This is a genomic window from Streptomyces sp. NBC_01476, from assembly GCF_036227265.1.
GTDB lineage: Bacteria > Actinomycetota > Actinomycetes > Streptomycetales > Streptomycetaceae > Actinacidiphila.
The window spans coordinates 1,078,431-1,089,774 of sequence record NZ_CP109446.1; the positions used below are offsets into that span (position 1 = coordinate 1,078,431).

Genomic DNA, 11,344 nt, shown 5'->3' on the forward strand with positions numbered 1-11,344 from the left:
GTACCGGTCCGCCCCGAGTGTCGAACTGATTCGACTGGGGCGAATGGCCGTGAACTTAGCACCGCCCCAGGGCCGCTACAAGAGATCGCGCAGAAGGTTCTGGACCCGCCGTTCCGGCGGGTCCAGTCGGTGTGCGAGGAGTGCGGAAGGTCAGCGCCGGCCGGCCTGCTCGGTCGGCTCGGCCGGGCCTGCGGGGCCTGCGGGGTCCGCCGGGTCCGCCGGGTCCGCCTGCTCCGCCGACGAGAGCGGGGTGGCGATGTCCTCAAGCGAGCGCCCCTCCGCCTTCACCGCGAGGAACGCCGCGACCAGGCCGGCCGCGCACATCAGGGACGCGCCGATGCAGAACGCCAGCACGGTGTCGCCGACCTTCCCCGACTTGGTGAGGTCGGCGAAGACCAGCGGGCCGGTGATGCCGCCGGCCGCCGTACCGATCGCGTAGAAGAAGGCGATGGCCATCGCCCGGGTCTCCATCGGGAAGATCTCCGAGACGGTGAGGTAGGCGCTGCTGGCGCCGGCCGACGCGAAGAAGAGCACCACGCACCAGCAGGCGGTGAGCGAGGTGGCGTCGAGCGAACCGCGGTCGAAGAGCCAGGCGGTGACAAAGAGCAGGGCGCCGGAGATCAGATAGGTGGAGGAGATCATCACCCGCCGGCCGACGGTGTCGAAGAGCCGGCCGAGCAGCAGCGGGCCGAGGAAGTTGCCGGCCGCGATGACCGCGAAGTAGTAGCCGGTGCTGCCGGTGCCGACGTCGAAGAAGGTGGTGAGGATGGCGCCGAAACCGAAGGTGATGGCGTTGTAGAGGAACGCCTGACCGATGAAGAGCGACAGACCCAGCACCGAGCGCCGGGTGTACTTGGTGAAGACGGTCCTGGCGATGATCCCGAAGCCGATGCCGGCCCGCTGGTGGATGGTGATCGTCCCCGCGGGGGACGGCAGCTTCCCGCCCTTCTCCCGCTCCACCTCCTTCTCCACCTCGGTGACCAGACGGTCCGCCTCGTCGCCGTAGCCGTGGATGAACTGCCAGCGCGGACTCTCCGGCACATGCCGGCGGACCAGCAGGATCACCAGGCCGAGCACCACGCCGAGCGCGAAGGTGAGCCGCCAGCCGACGTTCTCCGGGAAGATCGAGGTGTTCAGCGCGACGATCGACAGCAGCGAGCCGCCGACCGCGCCGAGCCAGTAACTGCCGTTGATGATCAGGTCCACCCGGCCGCGGTACTTGGACGGGATCAGCTCGTCGATCGCCGAGTTGATGGCCGCGTACTCACCGCCGATACCGAAACCGGTCAGGAAGCGGAAGGTGAAGAACCACCAGGGCGCGAAGGAGACCGCGGTCAGCGCGGTCGCGGTGAGATACACCGCGAGGGTGATCATGAAGAGCTTCTTCCGGCCGAACCGGTCGGTGAGCCAGCCGAAGAAGAGGGCACCGGAGCAGGCGCCTGCTACGTAGAGGGCGGCGGCGATGCCGGTGATCTGCGCCGAGGTGACGCTCAGACCGCTGCCGGGTTCTGACAGGCGCCCGGCGATGTTGCCGACCGTCGTCACCTCAAGACCGTCCAGAATCCAGACCGTCCCGAGTCCGATCACGATCATCCAGTGCCAGCGCGACCATGGCAGGCGGTCGAGCCGGGCCGGAACGCCCGTGGTGATGGTGCCGAGTACCGGGCCGGCGGACGCCGGTTGCGGTGCGGACGTCTGGGCCATGGAAGATCACCTCCTTGCCGGTCAGTCTCACACCGGCCGTCCGCCCTCGCGCGGCGGCCGCTTCTAGGGGAGGAGGGCCGCCACCATGGTGGAGCAGCCCGCCGTTCCCCGGCCGTACGTTTGTCCCGAACGGTGGGCGGTACGCATCCCGGAAGGAAGACACCGTGCAGATCGCATTTCGGACGACACTCCAGGAGGCCCACGACACGCTGGTCCCCGATCTCGGCGGGCGGCACGGGCCGTTGCCACCGCTGATGCTCGGACTGACCGTGGTCACCGGGCTGGTCGACGCCTTCAGTTATCTGGCGCTGGGTCATGTCTTCGTGGCGAACATGACGGGAAACGTCGTCTTCATGGCCTTCTCGCTGGCCGGGGCGAGCGGCTTCTCGGTGCTGGCGTCGGTGCTGTCGCTGGTGTCCTTCGCGGTCGGGGCGGCGGGCGGCGGGCTGCTGATCCACCGGGTGACCACGCACCGCGGGAAGCTCCTGCTGGCGGGCACCGGGCTCCAGGTGGTGCTGGTGCTGGCCGCGTGGCTGATCGGCCTTTGGGTCGGCCTGCCGGCCGGCGGCGGCGACCGCTGGGCGCTGATCGTGGTGCTCGGGCTGGCGATGGGCCTGCAGAACGCGGTGGTCCGCCGATTGGCGGTACCCGATCTGACCACCACCGTGCTCACGATGACGGTCACCGGCATCGCCTCGGACGCGCGGCTGGCGGGAGGCACGTCGAGCAAGGCGGGCCGGCGGCTGCTGTCGGCGCTGGCGATGTTCCTGGGGGCGCTGGCCGGGGCGGCGCTGATCGGGCACGGCCACGCCGATCTGCCGCTGCTCTTCGCCTGGGTGGCGCTGACGCTGGTGGTCGCGGGCCTGCTGCCGCACCGCCGTTCGACGCTCGCCTGGACGCAGTGAGGATTTCTCCGCGGCGGATGCCGGCGCGGATGTCGATCCGGGCGGTTCCCGGTCGTCGTAGGAACAGGTGGCGGTGCCGGACACCCACGGCGCCGCACCGCACCGTACGCAGTGGTCCGCACACCGCACGCAGCGGACCGCACCACACCGCACACCAGGGAGTACCGCCATGAAGTACCTGTTGCTGATCTGCAGTGAGGGCGAGGGCTACGACGCGACCGAGCAGGAGCTGGACGCCGGGCCGTGGGTCGAGGAGATGGACGGGCGCGGGGTCCGGCTGACCGGCAACCGCACGCGTCCGGCCGCCGACGCCACCACGGTCCGGGTCAGGGACGGCGCCCAGCTCGTCACCGACGGCCCGTACGCCGAGACCAAGGAGCAGATGGCCGGCTTCGACATCATCGACTGCGCCGACCTCGACGAGGCGATCGAGATCGCCTCGAAGCACCCGGTCGCGCGCTACGGAATGATCGAGATCCGCCCGTTCTGGACGGACTGACCGCGCACCGGGGCACGGCGGCCGGGGTACGGAACGGGGTACCGGCCGCCGGCCGCCGCCCGGAGGAGAGGAGTCTCGTGGACCGGGTGAAGGAAGCCGTCGCCGACGCCTGGGGGGAGGAGTGGGGACGTGTGGTGGCCGCGGTGATCCGGCAGACCGGGGACTGGGATCTCGCCGAGGAGTGCGCGCAGGACGCGTTCGAGCGGGCACTGGAGCGGTGGCCGCGGGACGGGGTGCCGGGACGGCCGGGGGCGTGGCTGACCACGACGGCCAGGCACCGCGCGCTGGACGTACTGCGCCGGCGGGCCAACGAGACGGCCAAGCTGCGCGAGGCGGCCCGGCTGGCGCCCGGGCCGGCGCCGGTGCCGGCCGACGGGGCCGTGCCGGACGACCGGCTGCGGCTGATCTTCACCTGCTGCCACCCCGCGCTGCCGCCGGCCGCGCAGGTCGCGCTGACCCTGCGCACGCTCACCGGGCTGAGCACCGCAGAGATCGCGCGGGCGTTCCTGGTGCCGGAACCGACCATGGCGCAGCGGCTGACCCGCGCCAAGAACAAGATCCGGCACGCGGGCATCCCGTTCCGGGTACCGCCCCGCGAACTGCTGCCGGAGCGCACCTCGGCCGTACTCGCCGTGCTCTACCTGCTCTTCAACGCCGGGTACGCCCCCGGTGCCGCCGGCCCCGACCAGCGGCGGATCACCGCGGAGGCGATCCGGCTGAGCCGGCTGCTGGCACGGCTGCTGCCGCAGGAGCCGGAGGCGGCCGGGCTGCTCGCGCTGATGCTGCTGCACGACGCGCGCGGCGCCGCCCGGACCGACGCGGCCGGTGATCTGGTGCCGCTGGAGGAGCAGGACCGCGGCCGGTGGGACCGGGAACGGATCGCGGAAGGCACCGCCGTACTGGACGAGGCGCTGGCCGTACGGCAGCCGGGGCCGTACCAGGTGCAGGCCGCGATTGCCGCGTGTCACGCGGGGGCGGAGACCGCGCAGGCCACCGACTGGCCGCAGATCGCCCTGCTCTACGGGGAGTTGGCGCGGATGGCGCCGAGCCCGGTGGTGGAGCTGAACCGGGCGGTCGCGGTGGCCATGGCCGAGGGGCCGCGCAAGGGCCTGGAGCTGGTGGAATCCCTCGCGGCAGCGGGGCGGTTGGCGGGCTACCACCTGCTGCCGGCCACCCGCGCGGACCTGCTGCGCCGGCTCGGCGAGCGCCAACAGGCTGCCGCCGCCTACCGGGAGGCACTGCGCCTGGCCCCGACCGAGGCGGAACGGCGCTTCCTGGCCCGCCGACTGGCGGAGACCGGCGGCTAGAAGGTCACCGGCCGCCCGCGGAGCAGGCGGGCCACGCCGGACACGGACCGGCCCCTCGGCCCGCCCGGACACGCGGCGGGCGTGCCAGGCCAGGAGCGCGGGGCCGCCACGGTGGGAGCGGGCCGGTGGGTCCTTGTCCTCGCCCGGCTCGCGGTGGTGGGCTCACTCGTCCGCGCGTACCGCGGGCAGCAGCCGTGCCGCCGGCGGCAGCGGGGCGTGCTCGGGGGAAGTCCGGAGCGCCTGGATCGCGAGGGCGGCGAAGCGGCGGGAGGCGGCGATCCGCGCGGCAGGTGACGTCGCCTGGATGCCGCTGTTGGCCATGAGGACCAGGATCAGGTCGTCCAGGACGAAGTCCGGGCGCAGCCGGCCGGCCGCCTTGGCGCGGCGGCCGAGTTCGGCGACCGCGTCCAGCGTGTAGGTGCGGCTCGCGGCGAAATCCATCGCGCGGGGGAAGGACGACATGAAGGCCCCGGTGAAGCCCCGGTCGCGTGCGTGCAGCTCGCAGATCTTCTCGATCACCAGGCAGAAGCCGTGCCACGCATCCCGGTCGGCCAGCCCCTCGTCGACGATGGCGCGGCACGCGCCCAGCTGGTCCCTGAATGCCTCGGTGGCCAGCGTCTCCTTGGTCGGGAACCGGCGGTACAACGTGGCCGGGCCGACCCCGGCGCGCCGGGCGATCTCCCGCATCGGCACGTTCAAACGGTCGGTCACCGCTCTCACTTTAGCCAAACGGACGGGGGCGTCCGTTAACGTCCGACCGCGTGGGGGCACCGCGCTTCCCGGAGTACGGCCGTGCGGTCCCCCGGATCCGCACCCCGGCCACCGGCGTACGTCGCGGCCCACCGGCCGGCGCCAGGCCGGTCCCGCAGACCCTCTCGGACCTGTCAGACCCGTCAGACCTGTCAGACCCGCAACGTATCGATCCCGGAACATGGAGAAACGCCAGTGAAGGCAGTCACGATTCAGCGGTTCGGACCTCCCGAAGGTCTGGCGGTCATCGACCTCCCCGCCCCGGCACCCGCCGAGGGACAGGTCCTGATCGCCACCGAGGCGATCGGCGTCGGCGGCGTCGACACCGTCATCCGCAGCGGTGCGCTGGCCGCCTACGGCTTCCAGGAGGGCCTCATCCCCGGTGGCGAGGTGGCCGGCACCGTGACCGCGGCCGGCCGCGGCGTCGATCCGTCGTGGATCGGCCGGCGCGTGTGGGCGGCCACCGGCGTGGGCGGCGGCTACGTCGAACAGGCGGTCGCCCCGGTCGAGGAGGTCCTCCCCCTCCCCGCGCACCTGTCCGCCGTCGGCGCGGTGACGCTCGGCAGCTCAGGGGTGGTGGCCCACTTCGCTCTCGCGCACGCGCACTTCGCTCCCGGCGAGGCCGTGCTGGTGCGCGGGGCGGCCGGCAGCATCGGGATCATGACCGTCCAGCTCGCGGCCCGTGGCGGCGCCGCCGCGGTGGCGGTCACGACGTCCTCGGCCGAGCGGGGCGGCCGCCTGCGCGAACTCGGCGCGACCCACGTGCTGGACCGGGCCGGCGCGCCGGGCGGGGACTCCCCCGCGGGCTACGACGTCATCGTGGACGTCGTGGCCGGTGCGGACATGCCGTCCTTCTTCGCCCGGCTCAACCCGAACGGCCGCATGGTGGCCGTCGGCGCGGTCGGCGGCCAACCGCCGGCCGACTTCGGCATGACGATGATGGCGGCGTTCCAGAAGTCGCTGTCTTTCGCCACCTTCAGTGCCGCCACCGTGAGCGGAGCCGGCCGGCATGCCGTGCGGACGGAGCAGTTCGCCGCCGCCGGCCGCGGCGAGCTGCGCACGGTGGTGCACGAGGTGCTGCCGCTGGAGCAGGCCGTGTCGGCGCACCGGAAGATGGACGCCGGCGAGGTGTTCGGCCGGATCGTGCTGACACCGTAGGGCGGTGGCGGACCGCACGGAGCGGTGGCGGACCGCGCGGGCCGGTGGCGGACCGCGCGAAGCGGTGGCGGACCGCACGGAGCGGTGGCGGACCGCACGGAGCGGTGGCGGACCGCGCGAAGCGGGTTTCGGAGATGCGGGACAGGACCGCTCGGGGCATCCTTGGCCCCCTGACGAGGGTTTTCTCCTGCCTCTTGGGACAACCGCTGTCCCAGGGGGCAGGGAGTGGGGGCAGGACCCTGTTGCCCGGCCCTGTTCCGAACGACCGATGAGGTGCGAGGTTCCGCAGTGCGCCAGCCGAACGTCCCCCGTGTGCCGACCACCGCCCGCAGCGCGCCGACCGTTCCGGCGGCCCTCGCATCCCGGCCGGGGCGGCGCAGACGCCCGGTCCGCCGGCCGGCGCTCTCCGCGCTGGCCCTCGGCATGCTGGTCACCGTGGCGGCCTGTGGCAACGGGGGCGACGACACCCCCGCGACGTCGGCGCCGTCCACCTCCTCCCTGACGCCCTCGACCCCGGCGTCCACCACCGGCAGCCCCACCGCGAGTTCACCGTCACCGTCGCGCAGCGCCACCGCCGTACCGCCGGCGCCGACCACCAGGCAGTCCGGCAGCACCCAACCGGCGAGCTGCGTGGACCGGGCCGTGAGCGCGATGTCGCGGGCGCAGCAGGTCGGGCAGCTGTTCATGACGGCCGTGACCAGCACCGGAATGACGAGCGCCGAGGTGACCGCGATCAGCCGGGGGCGGGTCGGTTCTGTCATCCTGATCACGCACACCTCGGGCGGGACCTCGGTGGTCAAGCCGGTCACCGACCGGGTGCAGACGCTGGCGCCCACGGTGAAGGGCGCGCGGGTACGGATGCTGGTCTCCACCGACCAGGAGGGCGGCCAGGTCCAGGTGCTGAACGGCCCGGGCTTCAGCGCGATCCCGAGCGCGGTGACGCAAGGTCAGTGGTCGGCGTCCCGGCTGAAAAGCAGCGCGGCCCAGTGGGGACGGCAGCTCAAGGCCGCCGGGGTCAATATGAACCTGGCACCGGTCGGCGACACGGTGCCGCCCGACCTGGTGAACGTCAACGCGCCGATCGGCAGGCTGGACCGCGAGTTCGGCACCAACCCCTCGACGGTGGCCACCCACAGCACGGCCTTCCTGAACGGCATGCTGCAGGCCGGGGTGGTGCCGACCGTCAAGCACTTCCCGGGCCTCGGCCGGGTGACCGGCAACACCGACCTCAGCGCCGACGTGGTCGACGGCACCACCACCCGCACCGATCCCTTTCTCCAGCCGTTCCGCAGCGCGATTCAGGCCGGAGTGCCGTTCGTGATGGTCTCGTCGGCGAAGTACAGCCGGATCGACGCGGCTCACCAGGCGGCCTTCTCGCCCGCGGTGATGCGTCTGCTGCGCGACACGCTCGGTTTCAAGGGCGCGATCATCTCCGACGACCTGGGCAAGGCGGTGGCGGTCAGCGACCACACCCCGGCGCAGCGGGCGGTGGACTTCCTCGCGGCCGGCGGCACCATGGTGCTCACCGTCACCCCGGCCGACATCGTGCCGATGACGAGTGCGGTGATCAGCCGGATGGCGACCAATACCGCCTTCCGCACGGCGGTGAACGACAGCGTGCACCGGGTTCTCACCGCGAAGCGCAACGCGGGTCTGCTGACGTGCGGATAAACCGTTCCGGCTGAACCATGTCAGCCAAAGCACCCCGGCCACGTGCGCTGTTCGTGGTTTACGGGCACGGCCCGACCGGATCCGCTCCGGTCGGGCCGCGGCATGTGATCGATCTCCCGCCATCAAAATGCAATCCGGGCGTAACCATTGACAATGGTATGACCCTCAATCCATCCTGGCCGAAGTTCAGCCGCCCCGCCGAGGGAATCCGTACCCGGCGCCGCCGGCACAGCGTCAGCAACGCCGCTCCGCATGGCCGAAAGGCCATCGCGCCGCGTTATCTCCGCTCCCTTGATCTCCGAATGACCTTCGACACGGGCATGTCCCGAGCCTGCGACGAGGCCGGCTCAGAAACGGACGGTATCGACGAATGTCACGACCACCGAGCAGCTCAGCGCACGGCTTCGGGCCAACCCGCCGCCGTATGACAGCGGTTACCGCGATCGCCGGATCGGTCCTGCTGACCGGGGCCCTGGTCGCCGGATGCGGATCGACGTCAGGGGCCGGCGGCGGAGCACCCACCGTCACCATCGGAAAAGCGGTCGACACGGTCGGCTTCAGCGCCGTCGATGTGGCCATCGCCAAGGGCTACTTCAAGGACGCGGGCGTCAACGTCAAGACGGTGCTGCTGCAGGGCAGCAGCCAGACCAACGCCGCCCTGCAGGGCGGCAGCATCCAGCTCGCCACGCTCTCCTCCAACGCCCTTCTGCTGGCCACGAGTCAGGGCGTCCAGCTGCAGGCCGTGGCCTCGCTGGACTACGGCGCCTCGATCCAGTTCGTGGTCTCGAAGGACTGGATGGCCAAGAAGGGCATCACCGCGCAACAGCCGCTCAAGCAGCGCATCCAGGGGCTCAGGGGCGCGCAGGACGCGGCGATCTCCTCCACCGGTACGCAGTTCCTGAAGCTGCTGCTCACCCAGTCGGGTGTGCCCACCTCATCGGTGAAGTACGTGACCGTCGGCTCGGACGCGGCGGGCGCCGCCGCGCTCCAGCACGGCACGCTGCAGATCTTCGTCGGCTCGCCCCCGGCCTCGTACTACATCGCCAGGAAAGCCGGCGCCGAGATCCTCGCCGGCGGTTCCGAGGTCCCGGAGTGGAAGAACATGGCCTACGACCTGCTGGTCACCACACCGTCCTATGCCCAGAGGAACACGCAGGCGACGAAGGCGGTCGCCACTGCCATGGCCCGGGCGGAGAACCTGATGCGCACCGATCCGCGGGCGGTGCTCGCGCTGGAGACCGAGCACTTCCCCAGCTACAGCCAGGACGATCTGCTCAAGGCGCTGAAGAACGTGCAGTGGTCACCGGACGGGCAGTTCACCCAGGCGATGTGGAACGACGCGCTGGCCGTCACCAAGGACACCGGCCAGCTCGGCGGCGATGTGGACGTCTCCGAAGGCACGTTGTGGACGAATCAGTACATCGACAGGGCCGCCGCCCAGAAGCCGTAGCGACGGCAGCGGACGCCGCCGGGGACGGCCGCGCCGGCCGGCGTTCCCGGCGGGCGGACCGGGGCCCGCCGACCGAGCGAGAGGACAGCACCGACCATGGATTCGACGGCAGCCTCTGCCACCAGGGACGACACGGACACCGGAGCCGGCGCCGCGGCGGACGCCGCCGGGCCCCGGCCGGCCATCCGCTTCACCGCGGTGGGGCAGCACTTCGCGCCGGCCACCGGCTCACCGTTCACCGCACTGCACGACGTGGATCTGACCATCGCCGACACGGAGTTCTGCTCCATCGTCGGCCCGAGCGGCTGCGGCAAGAGCACGCTGCTCAACATGGCCGCAGGACTGATCCGGCCCACCTCAGGCCAGGTCTTCGTCCAGGACCGGCAGGTCACCGACGTCAACACCCGTATCGGCTACGTCTCCCAGGACTCCCATCTCTTCCCCTGGATGACCGCCCGGCAGAACATCGAACTCGCCCTGGAGATCAAGGGATACGCCAAGGCCGAGCGGCACCGCCTCAGTGACGAGTGGCTGGAGCTGGTCGGGCTCGGCGGCTTCGCCGACTCCTATCCGCACCAGCTCTCCGGCGGCATGCAGAAGCGCTGCTCGATCGCCCGCACGCTCTGCTACGACCCCGGTGTGGTGCTGCTGGACGAGCCGTTCGCCGCGGTCGACGCGATCACCCGCTCGGTGCTCCAGGAGGTGCTGCTCGACCTGTGGTCCACCAAGCGCAAGAGCGTCATCTTCGTCACCCACGACCTCAACGAGGCCATCACGCTGTCCGACAAGGTCGTGGTGATGACCCGCAGGCCCGGCACCGTCAAGGCGGTCGTCGACATCCCGCTGGCCAGGCCGCGCAATGTCTACGAGATCGCCGGGACACCGGAGTTCGGCGAACTCCACCAGGAGCTGTGGCACTACTTCCACACCGAGATCGACAAGGCGGAGGACGGCGGGAAGTATGCCGCGTCCGCCGACCGCGACAGCAGGCACGCACGGAAGGGAGCCGGTCATGGCGGTGGTGAGTGAGCAGCCGAGGGCCTCGGCGGCGGAGGGCGCCGACGTCGAACTGGGCCGCAGAGCCCGGCGGTTGCGGATACGCGGCGGGGCGGGGGTGTACCTCGGCCGGCTGGGCATCGTGGTGGTGGTGCTGGTCGCCTGGCAGCTGGCCAGCGGCACCCTGATCCCGAAGTACATGATCAGCGACCCCGGTGACGTGGTGCGGCGGCTCTACGACCTCTTCTCCTCCGGCAAGGTCTGGGGCGATCTGGGCATCACCACCGAGGAGTTGCTGCTCGGCTACTCGATCGGGGTGGTCGGCGGCCTGTTCGTCGGCGTGGTGCTGGGCACCTGGAAGACAGCCGCCGCAGTACTGGAACCGCTGCTCGCCGCCATCAACAGCGTCCCGAAGATCGCCCTGGCGCCGCTGTTCCTGCTCTGGTTCGGCATCGGCCTGGGCTCAAAGGTCGCCATCGCCGCGATGACCGTCTTCTTCGTGATGTTCTACAACGCCTACATGGGGATGAACACGATTCCCCGGGGGCTGCTCGCCACCATGCAGATCATGGGCGCGAGCCGCTACCTGCTGATCCGGCGGCTGATTCTGCCGCAGCTGACCGTGCCGATCCTGGCCGGTCTCAAGGCGGGCGTCTCCTTCGCGATGATCGGCGTGGTGGTCGGTGAGTTCGTCGCGGCCAACAGCGGCCTCGGTTATTACGTGCGCAATTCGACCGACCTCTTCGACTCCCCCGGTGTCTATGCCGGAATCGTGCTGCTGATGGCGCTGGTGATGATCGGCGTCGGTCTGGTCACCCTGCTGGAACGCCGGCTGCTGCGCTGGCAGCGCTCCTGAATTCCGTACGCCCCGTACGCCCCGTACGGCAATACGGCGGCCGGCGCA

At 71.2% G+C, this 11,344-nt stretch carries 10 protein-coding genes; 8 read left to right on the forward strand and 2 right to left on the reverse strand.

Annotation, left to right across the window (positions count from 1 at the left end; genetic code table 11):
• Positions 1-150: 150 nt before the first annotated feature.
• Complete coding sequence (locus OG552_RS04770) at positions 151-1,704, reverse strand: MFS transporter (protein ID WP_329129865.1); 1,554 nt, start codon at positions 1,702-1,704, stop codon at positions 151-153.
• 164 nt (positions 1,705-1,868) lie between these two features.
• Here OG552_RS04770 and OG552_RS04775 point away from each other — a divergent pair, with 164 nt between their 5' ends.
• The 3 genes from OG552_RS04775 (at position 1,869) to OG552_RS04785 (ending at position 4,415) form a co-directional block, all read left to right on the forward strand.
• On the forward strand, positions 1,869-2,609 hold the full coding sequence (locus OG552_RS04775) for a YoaK family protein (protein WP_329129867.1): 741 nt from the start codon (positions 1,869-1,871) through the stop codon (positions 2,607-2,609).
• Positions 2,610-2,778: 169 nt separating this feature from the next.
• On the forward strand, positions 2,779-3,108 hold the full coding sequence (locus tag OG552_RS04780; protein ID WP_329129869.1) for a YciI family protein: 330 nt from the start codon (positions 2,779-2,781) through the stop codon (positions 3,106-3,108).
• Positions 3,109-3,185: 77 nt separating this feature from the next.
• The gene (locus OG552_RS04785) at positions 3,186-4,415 is read left to right on the forward strand and encodes an RNA polymerase sigma factor (protein WP_329129871.1); all 1,230 of its coding nucleotides are present in this window, start codon (positions 3,186-3,188) and stop codon (positions 4,413-4,415) included.
• A 162-nt stretch (positions 4,416-4,577) separates the two neighbouring features.
• Here the strand turns inward: OG552_RS04785 and OG552_RS04790 are convergent, their stop codons facing one another.
• Complete coding sequence (locus tag OG552_RS04790; RefSeq protein WP_443071140.1) at positions 4,578-5,102, reverse strand: TetR/AcrR family transcriptional regulator; 525 nt, start codon at positions 5,100-5,102, stop codon at positions 4,578-4,580.
• Between the two features lie 258 nt (positions 5,103-5,360).
• Here OG552_RS04790 and OG552_RS04795 point away from each other — a divergent pair, with 258 nt between their 5' ends.
• From OG552_RS04795 to OG552_RS04815, 5 genes are all read left to right on the forward strand, one after another.
• The gene (locus tag OG552_RS04795; protein WP_329129874.1) at positions 5,361-6,323 is read left to right on the forward strand and encodes a zinc-binding dehydrogenase; all 963 of its coding nucleotides are present in this window, start codon (positions 5,361-5,363) and stop codon (positions 6,321-6,323) included.
• A gap of 312 nt (positions 6,324-6,635) precedes the next feature.
• Positions 6,636-7,994, forward strand: coding sequence for a glycoside hydrolase family 3 N-terminal domain-containing protein (locus tag OG552_RS04800; protein ID WP_329129876.1), 1,359 nt, complete (start codon positions 6,636-6,638; stop codon positions 7,992-7,994).
• 424 nt (positions 7,995-8,418) lie between these two features.
• Positions 8,419-9,444, forward strand: coding sequence for an ABC transporter substrate-binding protein (locus tag OG552_RS04805; protein ID WP_329129878.1), 1,026 nt, complete (start codon positions 8,419-8,421; stop codon positions 9,442-9,444).
• A 96-nt stretch (positions 9,445-9,540) separates the two neighbouring features.
• Positions 9,541-10,473 (forward strand): ABC transporter ATP-binding protein, encoded by a 933-nt coding sequence (locus OG552_RS04810; protein WP_329129880.1) that lies wholly within the window; start codon positions 9,541-9,543, stop codon positions 10,471-10,473.
• On the forward strand, positions 10,457-11,296 hold the full coding sequence (locus tag OG552_RS04815) for an ABC transporter permease (RefSeq protein ID WP_329129881.1): 840 nt from the start codon (positions 10,457-10,459) through the stop codon (positions 11,294-11,296). The genes OG552_RS04810 and OG552_RS04815 overlap by 17 nt, the downstream gene beginning before the upstream one ends.
• Positions 11,297-11,344: the final 48 nt, after the last annotated feature.